The sequence below is a fragment of the Serratia sp. Je.1.23.a genome (assembly GCF_051129805.1).
Classification (GTDB): Bacteria; Pseudomonadota; Gammaproteobacteria; order Enterobacterales; family Enterobacteriaceae; genus Serratia; species Serratia liquefaciens.
In genome coordinates, this window is the sequence record NZ_JBCPSR010000006.1 from 146,185 (window position 1) to 163,708 (window position 17,524).

At 56.7% G+C, this 17,524-nt stretch carries 14 protein-coding genes; 7 read left to right on the plus strand and 7 right to left on the minus strand.

Annotated features, from left to right (window positions below; translation table 11 throughout):
* Nucleotides 1–9 precede the first annotated feature (9 nt).
* The 3 genes from carB to kefC all read left to right on the plus strand — a co-directional run bounded on the left by carB (nt 10) and on the right by kefC (nt 5,822).
* Nucleotides 10–3,234 (plus strand): carbamoyl-phosphate synthase large subunit, encoded by a 3,225-nt coding sequence (gene carB, locus AAZT04_RS19840; protein ID WP_048762913.1) that lies wholly within the window; start codon nt 10–12, stop codon nt 3,232–3,234.
* Nucleotides 3,235–3,418: 184 nt separating this feature from the next.
* The gene (gene kefF, locus AAZT04_RS19845) at nt 3,419–3,976 is read left to right on the plus strand and encodes a glutathione-regulated potassium-efflux system oxidoreductase KefF (RefSeq protein ID WP_434681450.1); all 558 of its coding nucleotides are present in this window, start codon (nt 3,419–3,421) and stop codon (nt 3,974–3,976) included.
* Complete coding sequence (kefC, locus tag AAZT04_RS19850) at nt 3,969–5,822, plus strand: glutathione-regulated potassium-efflux system protein KefC (RefSeq protein ID WP_020825169.1); 1,854 nt, start codon at nt 3,969–3,971, stop codon at nt 5,820–5,822. The genes kefF and kefC overlap by 8 nt, the downstream gene beginning before the upstream one ends.
* Before the next feature lie 43 nt (nt 5,823–5,865).
* On the opposite strand, the gene AAZT04_RS19855 is transcribed toward kefC, so the two are convergent.
* Nucleotides 5,866–6,480 (minus strand): LysE family translocator, encoded by a 615-nt coding sequence (locus AAZT04_RS19855; protein ID WP_020825170.1) that lies wholly within the window; start codon nt 6,478–6,480, stop codon nt 5,866–5,868.
* A 129-nt stretch (nt 6,481–6,609) separates the two neighbouring features.
* On the opposite strand from AAZT04_RS19855, the gene AAZT04_RS19860 reads away from it, so the two are divergent.
* From AAZT04_RS19860 to AAZT04_RS19875, 4 genes are all read left to right on the plus strand, one after another.
* Nucleotides 6,610–7,410, plus strand: coding sequence for a threonine/serine ThrE exporter family protein (locus tag AAZT04_RS19860; protein WP_020825171.1), 801 nt, complete (start codon nt 6,610–6,612; stop codon nt 7,408–7,410).
* Nucleotides 7,407–7,871, plus strand: a complete 465-nt coding sequence (locus AAZT04_RS19865; RefSeq protein WP_020825172.1) for a threonine/serine exporter — start codon at nt 7,407–7,409, stop codon at nt 7,869–7,871. The genes AAZT04_RS19860 and AAZT04_RS19865 overlap by 4 nt, the downstream gene beginning before the upstream one ends.
* 142 nt (nt 7,872–8,013) lie before the next feature.
* A complete protein-coding gene (gene folA / locus AAZT04_RS19870) occupies nt 8,014–8,496 on the plus strand; it encodes a type 3 dihydrofolate reductase (RefSeq protein ID WP_020825173.1) in 483 nt (160 codons plus the stop codon).
* 194 nt (nt 8,497–8,690) lie between these two features.
* A complete protein-coding gene (locus AAZT04_RS19875) occupies nt 8,691–10,580 on the plus strand; it encodes a PhoX family protein (RefSeq protein WP_129941546.1) in 1,890 nt (629 codons plus the stop codon).
* Between the two features lie 39 nt (nt 10,581–10,619).
* On the opposite strand, the gene apaH is transcribed toward AAZT04_RS19875, so the two are convergent.
* The 6 genes from apaH to lptD form a co-directional block, all read right to left on the minus strand.
* Complete coding sequence (gene apaH / locus AAZT04_RS19880; protein WP_116691303.1) at nt 10,620–11,471, minus strand: bis(5'-nucleosyl)-tetraphosphatase (symmetrical) ApaH; 852 nt, start codon at nt 11,469–11,471, stop codon at nt 10,620–10,622.
* 2 nt (nt 11,472–11,473) lie between these two features.
* Nucleotides 11,474–11,851, minus strand: coding sequence for a Co2+/Mg2+ efflux protein ApaG (apaG, locus tag AAZT04_RS19885; protein WP_012005174.1), 378 nt, complete (start codon nt 11,849–11,851; stop codon nt 11,474–11,476).
* A gap of 12 nt (nt 11,852–11,863) precedes the next feature.
* Entirely contained in the window at nt 11,864–12,682 is an 819-nt protein-coding gene (rsmA, locus tag AAZT04_RS19890; protein WP_020825176.1) for a 16S rRNA (adenine(1518)-N(6)/adenine(1519)-N(6))-dimethyltransferase RsmA, read from the minus strand.
* The gene (gene pdxA, locus AAZT04_RS19895) at nt 12,675–13,667 is read right to left on the minus strand and encodes a 4-hydroxythreonine-4-phosphate dehydrogenase PdxA (RefSeq protein WP_046374537.1); all 993 of its coding nucleotides are present in this window, start codon (nt 13,665–13,667) and stop codon (nt 12,675–12,677) included. Before pdxA ends, rsmA begins: the two co-directional genes overlap by 8 nt.
* Complete coding sequence (gene surA, locus AAZT04_RS19900; RefSeq protein WP_041414190.1) at nt 13,654–14,952, minus strand: peptidylprolyl isomerase SurA; 1,299 nt, start codon at nt 14,950–14,952, stop codon at nt 13,654–13,656. Before surA ends, pdxA begins: the two co-directional genes overlap by 14 nt.
* Nucleotides 14,953–15,017: 65 nt before the next feature.
* On the minus strand, nt 15,018–17,381 hold the full coding sequence (gene lptD, locus AAZT04_RS19905) for an LPS assembly protein LptD (RefSeq protein ID WP_129983303.1): 2,364 nt from the start codon (nt 17,379–17,381) through the stop codon (nt 15,018–15,020).
* Nucleotides 17,382–17,524: the final 143 nt, after the last annotated feature.

The window sequence follows — 17,524 nt, forward strand, 5'->3', positions numbered from 1 at the left end:
CAGTAAAAAATGCCAAAACGTACAGACATAAAAAGCATCCTGATCCTCGGCGCTGGCCCGATTGTTATCGGCCAGGCGTGTGAGTTCGACTACTCGGGTGCCCAGGCGTGTAAAGCGCTGCGCGAAGAGGGTTACCGCGTTATTCTGGTCAACTCCAACCCGGCCACCATCATGACCGATCCGGAAATGGCGGATGCGACCTACATCGAGCCAATCCACTGGGAAGTGGTGCGTAAAATCATCGAAAAAGAGCGTCCGGATGCCGTGCTGCCGACCATGGGCGGCCAGACCGCACTGAACTGCGCGCTGGAGCTGGAACGTCAGGGCGTGCTGGCCGAGTTCGGCGTGACCATGATTGGCGCTACCGCTGACGCGATCGACAAAGCAGAAGACCGTCGTCGCTTCGACGTGGCGATGAAAAAAATCGGCCTGGACACCGCGCGCTCCGGTATTGCGCACAATATGGAAGAAGCGCTGGCGGTGGCCGCTGACGTCGGCTTCCCGTGCATTATCCGTCCTTCCTTTACCATGGGCGGCACCGGTGGCGGCATCGCTTACAATCGCGAAGAGTTCGAAGAGATCTGCGAGCGTGGTCTGGACCTGTCTCCAACCAAAGAGCTGTTGATTGACGAGTCGCTGATCGGCTGGAAAGAGTACGAGATGGAGGTGGTGCGCGATAAGAACGATAACTGCATCATCGTCTGTTCGATCGAAAACTTCGATGCCATGGGTATCCATACCGGCGACTCCATCACCGTAGCACCGGCGCAAACCCTGACCGACAAAGAATACCAAATCATGCGTAACGCCTCGATGGCGGTACTGCGTGAAATCGGCGTGGAAACCGGCGGTTCCAACGTGCAGTTCTCGGTTAACCCGAAAACCGGCCGTTTGATCGTCATCGAAATGAACCCGCGCGTATCCCGCTCTTCGGCGCTGGCATCTAAAGCCACTGGCTTCCCGATTGCCAAAATCGCCGCTAAACTGGCGGTGGGTTACACCCTCGATGAGCTGATGAACGACATCACCGGTGGCCGTACGCCGGCGTCGTTTGAACCGTCCATCGACTACGTCGTGACCAAGATCCCTCGTTTCAACTTTGAGAAATTTGCCGGTGCCAATGACCGTCTGACTACCCAGATGAAATCCGTCGGTGAAGTGATGGCGATTGGCCGTACCCAGCAAGAGTCGCTGCAGAAAGCATTGCGCGGGCTGGAAGTGGGCGCCACCGGTTTTGACCCTAAAGTGAGCCTGGATGACCCGGAAGCACTGACCAAAATCCGTCGTGAGCTGAAAGACGCCGGTTCTGACCGCATCTGGTACATCGCTGACGCCTTCCGCGCCGGCCTGTCCGTTGACGGCGTCTTCAACCTGACCAACGTAGACCGCTGGTTCCTGGTGCAGATTGAAGAGCTGGTGCGTCTGGAAGAGCAGGTTGCCGGCACCGGCATCAACGGCCTGACGAAAGAGTTCCTGCGCACCCTGAAGCGCAAAGGCTTCGCCGATGCGCGTTTGGCCACCTTGGCCGGCGTCGCCGAAAGCGAAATCCGCAAGCTGCGTCATGGCTATGGCCTGCACCCGGTTTACAAGCGCGTGGATACCTGCGCGGCGGAATTCGCCACCGACACCGCTTACATGTACTCCACTTATGAAGAAGAGTGCGAGTCCAACCCGACCAACGACCGTCCGAAAGTGATGGTGCTGGGCGGCGGGCCAAACCGTATCGGCCAGGGTATCGAATTCGACTACTGTTGCGTGCACGCCTCGCTGGCGCTGCGCGAAGACGGTTACGAGACCATCATGGTCAACTGTAACCCAGAAACCGTGTCTACTGACTACGACACCTCCGACCGTCTGTACTTCGAGCCGGTAACGTTGGAAGACGTGCTGGAAATCGTGCGCATCGAGAAGCCGAAAGGCGTTATCGTGCAATACGGTGGCCAGACGCCGCTGAAATTGGCGCGCGAGCTGGAAGCCGCAGGCGTACCTATTATCGGCACCAGCCCGGACGCGATTGACCGCGCCGAAGACCGTGAGCGTTTCCAGCAGGCGGTACACCGTCTGGGCCTGAAACAGCCGGCCAACGCCACCGTGGCAACCATTGAGCAGGCGGTAGAGAAAGCGGCCGGGATCGGTTACCCGCTGGTGGTACGTCCTTCTTATGTGCTGGGCGGCCGGGCGATGGAAATCGTTTACGACGAAATCGACCTGCGCCGTTACTTCCAAAACGCAGTCAGCGTCTCCAATGATGCCCCGGTGCTGCTGGATCGCTTCCTGGATGACGCGGTAGAAGTCGACGTCGACGCCATCTGCGACGGCGAACGTGTGCTGATCGGCGGCATCATGGAACACATCGAACAGGCGGGCGTGCACTCCGGTGACTCGGCTTGTTCACTGCCGGCCTACACCCTGAGCAAGGAAATTCAGGACGTGATGCGCCAGCAGGTTGAGAAACTGGCGTTTGAGCTGCAGGTGCGCGGTTTGATGAACGTGCAGTTCGCCGTGAAAAACAATGAAGTTTACCTGATTGAAGTCAACCCACGCGCCGCGCGTACCGTGCCGTTTGTTTCCAAGGCCACCGGCGTCCCGTTGGCCAAAGTGGCTGCGCGCGTGATGGCAGGCAAAACCCTGGCTGAGCAGGGCATGACGGAAGAAGTCATCCCGCCTTACTACTCGGTAAAAGAAGTGGTGCTGCCGTTCAACAAGTTCCCAGGCGTCGACCCGATTTTAGGGCCGGAAATGCGCTCTACCGGGGAAGTGATGGGCGTGGGCCGTACCTTCGCCGAGGCCTTCTCCAAGGCGATGCTCGGCAGCCAGTCAGGCATGAAAAAACAGGGCCGTGCGCTGCTGTCGGTGCGTGAAGGCGATAAAGCCCGGGTAGTAGATCTGGCGGCAAGCCTGCTGAAACAGGGCTTCGAGCTGGATGCCACTCACGGTACCGCCGTGGTGCTGGGCGAAGCGGGGATTAACCCACGCCTGGTCAACAAGGTGCATGAAGGCCGTCCGCACATTCAGGACCGTATCAAGAATGGCGAATACACCTACATCGTCAACACCACCGCCGGTCGCCAGGCGATTGAGGACTCCAAGCTGATCCGTCGTAGCGCATTGCAGTACAAGGTGCATTACGATACGACCCTGAACGGCGGCTTTGCCACCGCGATGGCGCTAAAAGCGGATCCGACCGAACAGGTGACTTCGGTGCAGGAGTTGCACGCGCGTATCACCAAGTAATTCGATGATGCCGTAAGAGCCAGGGCGCTGCAGTTCATTGCAGCGCCCTTATTTTTTTAACTTGTTCAGTGAATTTGTTGTCGTGAATTAGAAATTTCCGCTATCAATCATTCAGCAAACTGTCACCCTGTGTGATTGGTATATGCTTGATGTATTGGCATGGAACGAAGGAACGACGACAACAATGATTCTGATTATTTACGCCCATCCCTATCCCCGGCATTCGCATGCCAATCACCGCCTGCTGCAGGCCGTGAAGGATATTCCCGAGGTGGAGGTACGCTCGCTGTATGAGCTGTATCCCGACTTCAATATCGATATCAATGCCGAACAGCGGGCACTGGAGCGCGCCGATCTGGTGGTGCTGCAACATCCGATGCAATGGTACAGCCAACCGCCGCTGCTGAAATTGTGGATCGATAAGGTGCTGGAGCACGGCTGGGCCTATGGTCATGAAGGCAATGCCCTGGTGGGCAAAGATGTGCTGTGGGCAGTGACCAGCGGTGGCGATGAACACCATTTCGAGCTGGGCGCTTACCCGAACTTCGCGGCTCTCGGGCAGCCGCTGCAAGCGACGGCGCTGTACTGCGGTATGCATTGGCAACCGTATTTTGCCGTGCATAACACCTTTACCTGCAATGAACCGGCGCTGATTGCGGCAGGGGAAGCCTACCGTCAACGGCTGGTAGCCTATCTGATGGAACACGGTGAACCCGCCGAGCAGGGAGTTGAGCATGGATAATCACCAGATGATGATTGAGGGGCTGATCTATTTGGGATCGGCCGCGTTGTTTGTGCCGATTGCGGTGCGGCTCGGGCTGGGCTCGGTGTTGGGCTACCTGATTGCCGGCTGCATTATTGGCCCCTGGGGGCTGAAGCTGGTCTCCGATGCCGAATCGATCCTCACCTTTGCCGAAATCGGCGTGGTGCTGATGCTGTTTATCATCGGCCTGGAGTTGGATCCGAAACGGCTGTGGACGCTGCGCGCCTCGGTGTTTGGCGGTGGCATTATTCAGATGGCAGCATGCGGATTGGCGCTGAGCGCCTTTTGCTATTTCCTCGGATTGAACTGGAAGGTGGCGCTGCTGATTGGCCTGACGCTGGCGTTGTCATCCACCGCCATCGCCATGCAGGCCATGAGCGAACGTAACCTGACGCCGTCGCCGATTGGTCGCAGTGCGTTTGCGGCACTGCTGTTCCAGGATATCGCAGCGATCCCCCTGGTAGCGATGATCCCACTGCTGGCCAGCAGCGGTGCCACTACTACGTTAGCGGCGTTTTCCCTGTCAGCGGCCAAAGTGGTGGGTGCGCTGGCAATAGTGGTACTGCTGGGGCGCTATGTGACCCGGCCGCTGCTGCATTTTGTCGCGCGATCGGGCATGCGTGAGGTTTTCAGCGCCGTGGCGCTGTTCCTGGTGTTCGGCTTTGGCATTCTGCTGGAAATGGCCGGGCTGTCGATGGCGATGGGCGCCTTCCTCGCCGGGGTGCTGCTGGCGAGCTCTGAATACCGCCATGCGCTGGAAAGCGATATTCAGCCGTTCAAGGGGCTGCTGCTCGGGCTGTTCTTTATCGGCGTTGGCATGTCGATCGACTTCGGTACCTTGTTCCATCACCCGCTGCTGATCGCCTCGCTGCTGCTGGGCTTTATGCTGATCAAGGCGGCGCTGCTGTGGCTGATTGGCCCCTGGCTTGGGGTACCGAAGCGTCAACGCGGCATGTTCGCGATCCTGCTGGGCCAGGGCAGTGAGTTTGCCTTCGTGATCTTCGGCGCCGCTCAACTGGCCGGAGTATTGCCACCAGACTGGGCCAAATCGTTGACGCTGGCGGTTGCCCTGTCGATGGCGGCGACGCCGCTGCTGCTGGTGGTGGCAACACGGCTCGAGAAAAATACGCCGAAAGACGAACGCCCGGCGGATGTGATTGATGAAGAGAACGCCAGCGTGATCATCGCCGGGTTTGGTCGTTTCGGTCAGATAGCCGGCCGTTTACTGCTGGCCAATGGCGTACATACCGTGGTGTTGGATCACGATCCTGACCATATTGAAACGCTGCGCAAGTTCGATACCAAGGTGTTTTATGGTGATGCCACCCGCGCCGATCTGCTGGAGGCAGCCGGTGCCGAGCACGCCAAGGTGTTGATCAACGCCATCGACGACGTGGAGGCTAACCTGCAACTGACCGAGTTGGCCAAACGGCACTTCCCGCACTTGAAAGTGGTAGCGCGCGCGCGTGATGTCGATCACTGGTATCAGCTGCGTCAGTTAGGTGTGGAAAAGCCGGAGCGGGAAACCTTTGAAAGTTCGCTACGCATTGGTCGTGAGACGCTGGAGTTGCTGGGGCTGGACGCCTACGAGGCGCGGGAAAAAGCGGATACTTTCCGCCGCTATAACCTGAAAATGCTGGAAGACACGCTGGATAATTATCAGGATACCGAATTCCGCGTTGCCAGCCTGCAGCGGGCGAAAGAAATGCTCAGCGCGGCCATCGAACAGGATCAGGATCGGTTGGCGCGAGTACCGCAGAGTGGGTGGCGTGGCAGTATTGATGGCAAAGCGCCGGAAGATGAAGTGGTGGAAGCCAAGGGATAAGCCTAATGGGCGCAGCCGCCGGGCTGCGCCCACGATGGCCGAATTAACTCAGCGCCACCTTGATACCCAGAGCAATCAGCATCCCGCCCAGCAGCTTATCCACCACCTTTTGCGTTTTCTCCAGGCCACGACGCACCGGTCCGCTTTGGATCAGGAACACCAGAACTGGCCACCAGAGAGCAGACAGGCCAAGGATAATTCCCGCATACCACAGTTTTTCGCCCAACCCTGAGTCGATTTGCAGCACCTGGGTGAATACCGCCAGGAAGAACAGCGTAGCTTTTGGGTTGAGCAAATTGCACAGATAGCCTTGTACGAAGGCGCTTTTCAGGCTTGTTTGCTGTGGCGGCAGGTTACTGACGTTCATCTTGCTGCCGCTGCGCGACAGCAGTGCCTGAATGCCGACCCAAATCAGGTAGACCGCACCGGCGTATTTCAGCACGTTGAACAGCCATGGCGTGGTGGTGATCACGACCGCCAGCCCGGCGACGCAGTAAGACATGTGAGTGGCGACGCCGCAGATCACGCCGAAAGCCGTCATCATCGCGGCCAGACGCGGGTAGCGGGCGGCGTTCTTGATCACCAGGAAAAAGTCCGGGCCGGGTGACAGCATGCCCAAGGTGGCGATACCAGCAACGAACAGCGAAGTTTCAAGCATGATTTGACTCTCAGCACAAAAGGCGTAATGGAGGCGATAATAACGCCACGTCCCCTGATACGCATCAACCAAATGAGGTAATGTTTGGCAATATGATGAATATTCACTCAGGGATCACGACGGGGCCTCATGTATCAGACAACCCATATAGACCAGCCGGAAGCGCAGCGACAGCAGCGTGAAATTACCCGCCTGTGCATTCAGTGCGCTTTACTGTTGCTGCAGCATGGTGCCGAGAGCACTGTGGTGGAGCAGTTATCGACCCGATTGGGGATAGCGCTGGGGATGGACAGCGTTGAAAGTTCGATCTCGGCCAATGCGGTGGTATTGACCACCATCAGCCACGGTGAGTGTCTGACGACCACGCGCAAGAACGTCGATCGCGGCATCAATATGCAGATGGTGACGGAGGTGCAGCACATCGTTATTTTGGCGGAGCATCGGCTGGCGGATGTGCATGACGTTGCCCGGCGCTTCGACAAGATCCGCCCTTTGCGTTATCCACGCTGGCTGGTGGTATTGATGGTGGCGCTGTCATGCGGTTGTTTCAGCGTGCTGAACGGCGGCGATCAAAAGGCCTTTGCCGTCACCTTTATTGCCAGTGGCCTGGCTATGTCGGTGCGTCAGGTGCTGACCGCACGCCACATGAATCCCTTGATTAACTTTTGCCTGACGGCCTTTGTCGCGACCTCGGTTTCCGGGCTGTTGCTGCGGCTGCCGCTGTTTAACGAAACCTCCACCGTGGCGATGGCCGCCAGCGTATTGCTGCTGGTGCCCGGTTTCCCGCTGATTAACGCGGTGGCCGACATGTTCAAGGGCCACGTCAATACCGGTTTGGCGCGCTGGGCGATGGCCAGTCTGCTGACGCTGGCTACCTGTATCGGCGTAGTGATGGCGATGTCGCTGTGGGATCTGCGGGGGTGGTCATGAGTCTGCTCTGGGCCTTATTGCAGGATATGCTGCTGGCGGCGGTGCCGGCGTTGGGTTTCGCCATGGTGTTCAACGTGCCGCTGCGCGCATTGCGCTATTGTGCGCTATTGGGGGCGATTGGCCACGGCTCCCGCATGCTGATGATGCATGTGGGGATGAATATTGAATGGTCATCGCTGCTGGCGGCGATCCTGATTGGCATCATCGGTATTTATTGGTCGCGCTGGCTGCTGGCGCATCCGAAGGTGTTTACCGTGGCGGCAGTAATCCCGATGTTCCCCGGTATCTCGGCCTATACCGCGATGATCAGCGTGGTAGAGATTTCGCATCTGGGTTACAGCGAGGCGCTGATGGCCACCATGATGACCAACTTCCTCAAGGCCTGCTTTATCGTGGGGGCATTATCGATTGGGTTGTCATTACCTGGGCTGTGGTTATACCGCAAACGTCCCGGCGTTTAAGGATCATGAGCCAAAATTGTTGGGCATTAGATATACTGATAAGAGCTATCTTATATATTCATATTGCTTGATTAGCCTATCGACGACCGTTGGGGCTTTACGTATAGTGTGAGCAATTTTGCTGCCTACACAGGGTTTAACAATGATTATCAGCCTGATCGCTGCCTTGGCGGCGGATCGCGTTATTGGCATGGAAAACGCCATGCCTTGGCACCTGCCGGCGGACCTCGCGTGGTTTAAACGTAACACGCTGAATAAACCGGTTATTATGGGCCGTAAAACTTTCGAGTCTATTGGTCGTCCGTTACCGGGCCGCCATAACATCGTGTTGAGCAGCCGTCCTGGCACTGACGCCGGGGTGACCTGGGCGACTTCACTGGACGAAGCGCTGGCCGCAGCCGGTGATGTGGAAGAAGTGATGGTGATGGGCGGCGGGCGTATTTATACCCAGTTCCTGGCACGCGCTAACCGTATGTACCTGACGCATATCGATGCCGAAGTCGGCGGTGACACCCATTTCCCAGACTATGAGCCGGACGAATGGGAAACCTCATTCAGCGAGTTCCACGATGCCGATGAGTTGAATTCTCACAGCTATTGTTTCGAGATCCTGGAACGCCGTTAATGGCCGGCGATTAACCCTATCCTTCTGAGGGCGCAAGTGATTGCGCCCTTTGTCTTTTTACCACCCACCTCTCCCTGACTTTTCGTTGTAACATTTTCGTCACACTTCCTGATTAGTATGAAGCCCAACTCTGAGCGCCCCGGCAACTCTGGTGAATCTCGATCGCGGCGCCATATTAAAAAGGAAATAAACCTATGACGACCAAAATTGAGCAATTAGATGCCGATCGCCTGACCGATCCCACTCGCCGTAAACTGTTGCTGGGCAGCGCCGGTGCCGTTGGCCTGGCCGGTTTCCTCGGCGGCGGTATTTGGACGGTTTCCGCTCAGGCTCTGGCGGAAGATTTGCCACCGAACAAGCTGCTGGGCTTTAAAGGGATTGCCGCTTCCACCGCTGATGAGGTGGCGATTGCGCCAGGCTATCGCGCCGAGGTACTGATCTCCTGGGGTGATCCGCTGGTTGAGGGAGCTGCCGCTTTCGACCCACAGGGCAACAACAGCGCTGCCGATCAGGAAAAACAGTTCGGCGATAATAATGACGGTATGAGCTTCTTCCCGATTGATGACAATCACGGCGTGATGGCCATCAACAACGAATACGTCAACGAGCAATACCTGTTTGCTCACGGCGGCACCAAAGCCACCAGTCTTGAAGACGTGCGCAAGTCACAGGCTGCCCATGGCGTTTCTATTGTAGCGGTCCGCCGAGTGGGTGATAGTCAACGTTGGGAGGTCGAGCGCCCATCGCGTTATAACCGCCGGATCACCGCCAACACCGAGATGCAGTTCAGCGGCCCGGCTGCCGGGCATGTGCTGTTGCAAACGGCGGCGGATCCTGGCGGCCGCAAGGTATTGGGTACCTTCGGTAACTGCGCCAACGGAAAAACCCCTTGGGGCACTTACCTGACCTGCGAAGAGAATTTCGATACCTATTTCGGCACTCACCAGGCCGACTACAAGACCACGGCGGACCAAAAGCGCTATACGTTGAAAGTCAGCGAACCTGAGCGTAACTGGCCGGATTACGATGAACGCTTTGACGTGGCGAAGAACCCTAATGAATTCAATCGTCATGGCTGGATCGTCGAAATCGACCCAATGAACCCTGGCTCAACGCCAATCAAACATACCGCACTGGGCCGTTTCAAACATGAAAATGCGGCGGTGACCGTCGCCAAGGATGGTCACCTGGTGGTCTACATGGGTGACGATGAGCGTGGTGAGCACATCTATAAGTACGTATCCAAAGGCGTGGTTGATGTGGCTAACCCGGCCAACAACCGCAGCCTGCTGGACGAAGGCACTTTATATGTGGCGCAGTTTGACGGGGACGCCAACGGCACACCGCTGAAAGGTACCGGGCGCTGGATAGCGCTGGAGTTCGGTAAAAATGGCCTGACGCCGGAAAATGGTTTCCGCGATGAGGCGGAAGTGTTGATCTTCGCCCGCAAGGCTGCGGCGCAGGTGGGGGCTACCAAAATGGACCGGCCGGAATGGATCGCCGTCAATCCACATGATGGGCGCGCCTATTGCACGCTGACCAACAACAGCAAACGTGGTGAAGAAGGTATGCCGTTGAATGCCGCTAACCCGCGACCGAACAATGTCTACGGCCAAATTATCCGTTGGGATGAAGGCGGTGATGCCACAGCTGCGTCATTCAACTGGGATATTTACGCGCTGTGCGGTAACCCGATTGCCCATCCGGAAGGCGTGAATCGCGGCACACCCAATATCACGGCCGAGAATACTTTCAACAGTCCGGACGGACTGGGCTTTGATAAGACCGGTCGCCTGTGGATCCTCACCGACGGCAAATACAGCAACAAAGGCGACTATGCCGGACAGGGCAACAACCAAATGCTGGTGGGCGATCCGCAAAGTGGCGAAATCCGCCGCTTTATGGTGGGGCCAAAGTCATGCGAACTGACCGGCATTACCTTTACCCCCGATTACAAGACGATGTTCGTCAACGTACAGCACCCGGGTGAAGAAGGTGACTCTCATTTCCCGAACAATAGCCCGCGTCCGCGTTCATCGGTATTGATGATTACGCGTGAAGACGGTGGAGTGATTGGGGCTTAAGAAGAAAACAGCGGGGCGGCATTGGCCGCCCCGACGGGATTATGACGCGGCCTGCTGGTGTACGCTGTCGGACAGATCGCTGCGATGGGCCGGTTGGGTAAAGTACTGCCGGTCTTCCCAACGCAACATGGTCAAATCGCCCCCCCAGCAACAGCCGGTATCCAGGCCAATAATGCCTTCCGGCGTGCCTTTGCCTTCCAGTGATGCCCAGTGACCGAAAACAATGGTGTAATCGGCGTCGACCAATCGTGGCAAATCAAACCAGGGTTTCAGCGGAGCAGGCGCAGTGCCTGGCGCATCTTTGCAGATCATATCGAGTTGGCCGTTCGGGAAGCAGTAGCGCATGCGCGTCAGGGCATTGGTGCTGAAACGCAAGCGCGCCAGCCCGCTTAGCTCTGGGCTCCAGTTGTTCGGCATGTCACCGTACATGGCGTCGAGGAACAGCGGATAGCTGTCGCTGCTCAGTACGGCTTCCACTTCACGGGCACAGGTTTGCGCAGTTTCAATGTCCCACTGCGGCGTGATGCCTGCATGCGCCATCACCAGCTTGAGTTGTTCATCGACCTGCAGCACCGGTTGGCGGCGCAGCCAGTTGATCAGCTCATCGGCGTCTGGCGCTTCCAGCAACGACGTAATGCGATCTTTGGGTTTATTGCGGCTGATGCCGGCATAAACGGCCAGCAGATGCAGATCGTGATTGCCCAGCACCATGCGTACTGCCGGTCCGAGTGAGCGCACGTAGCGCAGCACGTCTAGTGAACCGGGGCCACGCGCCACCAGATCGCCGGTCAGCCACAGCTGGTCATGTTGGGGATCGAAGGCAACCTGGGCCAATAGCGACTTGAGTTCATCAAAACAGCCATGAACGTCGCCGATAAGATATGTCGACATAATCAGTGAATCAGCGTTGGAATGGCTAAGCGGAACACGGGAATAGCGGTCTGGAACGGCTGACCCTGATGATCAACCATTTCGTAATGGCCTTCCATGGTACCCAGTGGCGTTTCAAGAATGGCACCGCTGGTGTATTGGAATTCGCCCCCGGGCGGAATGAGCGGCTGCTCGCCGACGACGCCTTCGCCCTGAACTTCGGTTTGACGGCCATTGCTGTTGGTGATCAACCAGTAACGGCCGAGCAGCTGCACGTTGAAACGCCCCAGATTGCGAATGGTGATGGTATAAGCGAAGACGTAACGTTCTTCCTCAGGTATCGACTGTGATTCCACATAGACACTTTGTACCTGAATACATACGCGAGGCGAATCAATCATGATCACTACTCCTTATTGCTGCGGCGCGGGATTGGCTGAAAGCCAGTTAGCCAGCTTACAGTATTGCGCCACAGAAATATTTTCTGCTCTAAGTACCGGATCGATACCCAATTCCGTCAGTTGCTCCGGAGTGAACAAATCCCCCAGGCTATTGCGGACAGTTTTCCGGCGCTGGTTGAACGCCTGAGTCGTGATGCGGCTCAGCATGCGCACGTCACCCACCGGATTTGGATTCACCTTGTGCGGTACCAGACGTACCACTGCGGAATCCACTTTCGGCGCCGGAGTGAACGAAGTTGGTGGCACTTCCAGCACCGGAATAACGTTGCAGTAGTACTGCGCCATCACGGTTAAACGCCCGTAGGCTTTGCTGTTAGGGCCAGCAACCAGGCGGTTGACCACCTCTTTTTGCAACATAAAGTGCATGTCGCGAATGGCCTGAGTATAGCTGAAAAGGTGGAACATCAGCGGCGTCGAGATGTTGTACGGCAGGTTACCAAATACGCGCAGCGGTTGGCCAGCCTGCTCGGCCATTTCGGCGAAGTTCACCGTCATGGCATCTTGCTGGTGAATGGTCAGCTTGTCTTTCAACTGCGGGTGGTTTGCCAGACGGGCCGCCAGATCGCGGTCCAGCTCAATCACCGTCATGCGGTCCATGCGCGCGCCGACCGGCTCGGTCAGTGCGCCCAGGCCGGGACCGATTTCAACGACCGCTTCGCCCGGCATTGGGTGAATGGCGGAAACAATGCTATCGATGACAAACTGATCGGTTAAAAAGTTCTGTCCAAAGCGTTTGCGGGCAAAGTGCCCTTGGTGGACTTTATTATTCATTACAATTAATTATCATTTTAATGGCGAGATTCAAGGCCGTTTTGAAACTGCCCGCATCGGCGGTGCCGGTGCCGGCCAGTTCCAGAGCGGTACCGTGGTCGACCGAGGTACGGATAAAAGGCAAACCGAGGGTAATGTTTACCGCCCGGCCGAACCCTTGGTATTTTAGCACCGGCAGGCCCTGATCGTGATACATCGCCAGCACCGCATCCGCATGTTGCAGATACTTGGGCTGGAACAGGGTGTCCGCCGGCAGCGGGCCGATCAGATGAATACCTTCAGTCCGCAGCGCGTCTAGCGCCGGAATGATTGTATCTATCTCTTCGCGTCCCATATGGCCGCCTTCTCCCGCATGCGGGTTCAGTCCGCAGACATATATCTGCGGCTGGGCGATGCCAAATTTGGTTTTCAGATCGTTGTCGAGAATACGGATGACTTCGAACAGGCTTTGGCGAGTGATGGCACCAGGCACTGCCAGCAAAGGCAGGTGGGTGGTTGCCAGCGCTACGCGCAGCTCTTCGGTCGCCAGCATCATTACCACGCGGTCGCAACCGCTGCGATCGGCAAAAAATTCGGTATGGCCGATAAAGGGCACACCGGCGTCGTTGATCACGCCCTTGTTCACCGGACCGGTGATCAGCGCAGCAAACTCGCCGTTCAGGCAACCGTCACAGGCGCGCGCCAGCGTTTCCACCACATAAGCGCTGTTACCGACATTCAGCTCACCAGCCACTACTGGATGAGCAGTCGCAACCGGCAATACCGTCAACGTACCCGCACGCTGTGGCTGAGCGGGGTGCTGTGGCTGATAGGTGCGCAGCTGTAGCGGCAGGTTCAACTGTCGGGCGCGTTCAAGCAACAAGGCCGGATCCGCGCACACCACCAGTTCAACAGGCCAATCCTGTTGCGCCAGCGCTGCCACTAAATCCGGCCCAACCCCGGCAGGCTCGCCGGGGGTGATTACGATACGATTATTGTTGTGCATTACCGTCAAGGATCTTCACGTAAGCCTGAGCACGTTGTTCCTGCATCCAGGTCTGCGCTTCTTCAGCAAACTTGCGGTTGAACAGCATGCGGTAAGCGCGATCTTTTTGCGCCGCATCGGTTTTGTCCACCTGACGCGTATCCAGCAGCTGGATCAGGTGCCAGCCGAAGGAAGAGTGTACCGGTTGGCTGACCTCGCCTTTGCTCAGCTTCATCAACGCGTCGCGGAAGGCCGGATCGTAGATGTCTGGAGAAGCCCAGCCCAGATCGCCGCCCTGCAGTGCAGAACCCGGATCCTGAGAAAGCTGTTTGGCTTCGTCAGCAAACTTGGCGCGACCGCTCTTGATGGCTTCGGCTACCGCCTGCAGCTTGGCACGCGCCTGATCGTCGGTCAGCACCACGGAAGGTTTCAGCAGAATATGACGAGCATGAACCTCGGTGACAGATACCGACTGGTTGGCGCCACGGATATCATTCACTTTCAGGATGTGGAAGCCGACGCCGGAACGGATTGGCCCAACCACGTCGCCTTTTTTGGCGTTAACCAGTCTTTCGGCGAACAGGGTAGGGATCTCCTGTAGCTTGCCCCAGCCCATGTTACCGCCTTTCAGCGCCTGGGAATCGGCAGAGTAGGAGATGGCCAGCTTGCCGAAGTCGGCGCCGCCGTTGATTTCCCCCATCAGCTGTTTAGCCAGGGCTTCAGCATCGTCAACCTGCGCCTGTGTCGGGTTCTCCGGCAGCGGGATCAGGATGTGGCTGATGTTCATTTCGGTATCGCTGCCGTTCTGAGCGCCAACCTGAGTCGCCAGTGAGTCCACTTCCTGAGGCAGGATGGTGACGCGGCGGCGAACTTCGTTGTTACGCACTTCGCTGATCAGCATTTCTTTGCGGATCTGTGAACGGTAAGTGTTGTAGTTCAGACCTTCATACGCCAGACGACTGCGCATCTGATCGATGCTCATTTTGTTCTGTGCGGCGATGTTGCCGATGGCTTTGTCCAGATCGGCATCGGAGACGTTAATCCCCATTTTCTTGGCCATCTGCAGTTGGATGTTATCCATAATCAGACGTTCAAGGATCTGGTGACGCAGGGTCTTGTCATCCGGCAATTGCTGACCGGCCTGCTGCGCATTGAGCTTCACCGACTGCAACAGGGTGTTTACGTCGCTCTCAAGTACCACGCCGTTATCCACGACGGCGGCGACTTTATCCACTTCTTGGGGTGCTGCGAACGCGGTATTGGCACAAACCACCAATCCGAGAATAAGCGTTCTCCAGTTCTTCATACTTTTCCCATTCTGTAATCCGCAAATGCGGGTGAAAGTTCTCGTTTTCAAAGTGTTACAAAGTATCAAAATGCACGCTGGTAAGGCAGTATGCCGGAACGCAACATTTCCGCGGAGCCCAGACTGTGATCGCTGCTCAGGCCACGCAGTTCGATGTTGAATGAAACTTTGTTGTCATAAACGCTGGTATTGTTGCTGTTGTTCCAGTCGGTGATCTTGCGCTCGTAGCCCAAGGTCACTGCCCAGCAGCAGGTGTTGTACTTCAGACCGAGCAACTGATCGGCGGACTGTTGGGCGCGGGTGTCGTAGTAATAAGCCCCCACGACGGCCCAGCGATCGGCGATTGGCCAACTGCCGGTGACGCCCACCTGCGAAATACCGTCCTGATAAGCCGGCACTTGTCTGGTGTTCAGTGCCGTCTCAATATACTCCGGCGTAGCGTAACGATAGTTCAACTGCAGCACGCGTTCGGAATCCTGACGGTATTCCAGCACGCCGTTGCCCAATGAGACGCTATTGAGACGCGTATCATACTGCAGACCGCCGCGCAGGCCCCAGCGATCGTCGATCTTCCAATAGGTGTCGCCGGCCCAGGCCAGGCTGCCGGTGTCGTCATTGTTGTCGTAATTCGTCGTTTTGTCACCGGTACGGGAACGGCTGAAGTAGTAGATTTGACCCACAGAAACGTTAAAACGTTCAACCAGCGCATCATCATAAATACGCGAGGTCAAACCGGTTGATACGCGGTTCTGTGAGGCAATGCGATCCAGACCGCTGTAAGTACGGTCGCGGAACAAACCGGAGTAGTCGGTTTGCAGCAGCGTGGTGTCGTAGGTGTAGATGTTGCTTTGGTCGCGATACGGCACGTACAGGTACTGCACGCGCGGTTCAAGGGTCTGCGTATAGCCTTCTGACCAGTTCATTGGGCGATCGAACACCATCTTGCCGTCGACCTTGAACTGCGGCAACACGCGATTGACAGAATCATCGAGATCGGGGGCGTCGCTGCCGGTGCGGTTCTTGTAGTTGTTGGCGAAACCGTCAGGAATATCCTGCTGGTAATGGGTCGCCAGCAGCTTGGCTTCGGTATTGATACTGCCCCAACCGTTAGTCAGTGGCAGGCTGAGCGTCGGTTCCATATGCAGACGGGTGGCGTCCGGGCTATAGGGGTTGACGCTGATAAACTTGGCGGCCTGACCATAAATGCGGAAATCGAACGGGCCGAGATCCTCTTTATAGTAGTTCAGGTCGAGCTGCGGCTGAACTTTGTAGGAGTCTGAGCTGCTGCGATCGGTATCGTCGTAAATCTGGAACTGTTTGGAGCTTAAGGTCGCGTCCCAGTTATCAATGGCGTAGCCGACGCTGAATTTCTGCGTTGCATAACCGTCGGTGGTCGAACCGTATTTGGAATCCAGATCGGTAAAGTATTTGGAGTCGCTGACCTTGGTGTAGTCGACATTGAAACGCCACACCTGATCCATCACGCCGTTGTGGTTCCAGTAGAACAACCAACGCTTACTGTCGTCAGGATTGTCCTTGCTGTATTCCTTGTCGTCCGGCAACCAGTCCAATTCCATCAGGCCCAGACCCGGCTGCACCAGGTAGCGGAATTCGTTCTGTAACTGCAGACCACGTTTGGACATGTAATGTGGGGTGATAGTGGCGTCGAAGTTCGGCGCAATGTTCCAGTAATACGGCAGCATGAACTCAAAGCCATTGTTGCTGCCATATTTTGCGTTCGGGATCAGGAAGCCTGAACGACGCTTATCACCGACCGGCAATTGCAGGTACGGGCTGTAAAAGACCGGCACGCCGCCAATTTTGAAGCGCGCATTCCAGATTTCAGCGACTTGCTCTTCGCGGTCGTGGATCACTTCGGAACCGACTACGCTCCAGCTGTTATCACCCGGCAAACAGGAGGTAAAGGTCCCGTTTTCCAAAATGGTGTAACGGTTGGCGCCGCGCATCTTCATTTTGTCGGCGTCGCCACGTCCCTGACGGCCCACCATTTGGTAGTCGCCTTGATAGACGTCGGTATCTTTATTATTCAGGTTCGACCAGGCTTTCGGGCCTTTCAGCTTGATCTGGTTGTCGCTGTAGTGCACGTCACCCGTAGCGGTCACGGTGCGAACCGGTTCGGTTTGCCCCGCGTCTTGCGTCTGGTTCAGTTCCACCTGTTTGGCGGTCAGGGTGCTGTTGCCTTGTTCAATATTCACGTTGCCGGTGAACAGCGCGCTTTTCGGATAGTCCGCGCGTGAATCATCGGCGTGAATGGTGACAGGCAGGCTGTTAGGATCGCCGCTGACCAGCGGTTTGTCATAAACAGGAACGCCAAGCATACATTGCTCGGCCAGGTCAGCCAGCGCGTGCTGACTGTAGAGTGCCGTCCAAATCAGTGTGGCCAGCAGTGTTGGGAAACTTTTTTTCATACGCGGTTTTGGTGTTCCGTCATCAGAGGCGTCATGTCCGGCAAACGGTCAGAGACTATATCACTCATCTGCGTTGCGCTAGTGTTAAATCCGGCCGTTTACTTGCGTCGTCGATAGGCGCAAAGATAAATGACAGGTATGAT

What these genes read in the sequence shown, in the direction of transcription:
- carB (WP_048762913.1), top strand. Translation starts at nt 10, where the DNA reads ATGCCAAAACGTACAGACATAAAAAGCATCCTGATCCTCGGCGCTGGC.
- kefF (WP_434681450.1), top strand. Translation starts at nt 3,419, where the DNA reads ATGATTCTGATTATTTACGCCCATCCCTATCCCCGGCATTCGCATGCC.
- kefC (WP_020825169.1), top strand. Translation starts at nt 3,969, where the DNA reads ATGGATAATCACCAGATGATGATTGAGGGGCTGATCTATTTGGGATCG.
- AAZT04_RS19855 (WP_020825170.1), bottom strand. Translation starts at nt 6,480, where the DNA reads ATGCTTGAAACTTCGCTGTTCGTTGCTGGTATCGCCACCTTGGGCATG.
- AAZT04_RS19860 (WP_020825171.1), top strand. Translation starts at nt 6,610, where the DNA reads ATGTATCAGACAACCCATATAGACCAGCCGGAAGCGCAGCGACAGCAG.
- AAZT04_RS19865 (WP_020825172.1), top strand. Translation starts at nt 7,407, where the DNA reads ATGAGTCTGCTCTGGGCCTTATTGCAGGATATGCTGCTGGCGGCGGTG.
- folA (WP_020825173.1), top strand. Translation starts at nt 8,014, where the DNA reads ATGATTATCAGCCTGATCGCTGCCTTGGCGGCGGATCGCGTTATTGGC.
- AAZT04_RS19875 (WP_129941546.1), top strand. Translation starts at nt 8,691, where the DNA reads ATGACGACCAAAATTGAGCAATTAGATGCCGATCGCCTGACCGATCCC.
- apaH (WP_116691303.1), bottom strand. Translation starts at nt 11,471, where the DNA reads ATGTCGACATATCTTATCGGCGACGTTCATGGCTGTTTTGATGAACTC.
- apaG (WP_012005174.1), bottom strand. Translation starts at nt 11,851, where the DNA reads ATGATTGATTCGCCTCGCGTATGTATTCAGGTACAAAGTGTCTATGTG.
- rsmA (WP_020825176.1), bottom strand. Translation starts at nt 12,682, where the DNA reads ATGAATAATAAAGTCCACCAAGGGCACTTTGCCCGCAAACGCTTTGGA.
- pdxA (WP_046374537.1), bottom strand. Translation starts at nt 13,667, where the DNA reads ATGCACAACAATAATCGTATCGTAATCACCCCCGGCGAGCCTGCCGGG.
- surA (WP_041414190.1), bottom strand. Translation starts at nt 14,952, where the DNA reads ATGAAGAACTGGAGAACGCTTATTCTCGGATTGGTGGTTTGTGCCAAT.
- lptD (WP_129983303.1), bottom strand. Translation starts at nt 17,381, where the DNA reads ATGAAAAAAAGTTTCCCAACACTGCTGGCCACACTGATTTGGACGGCA.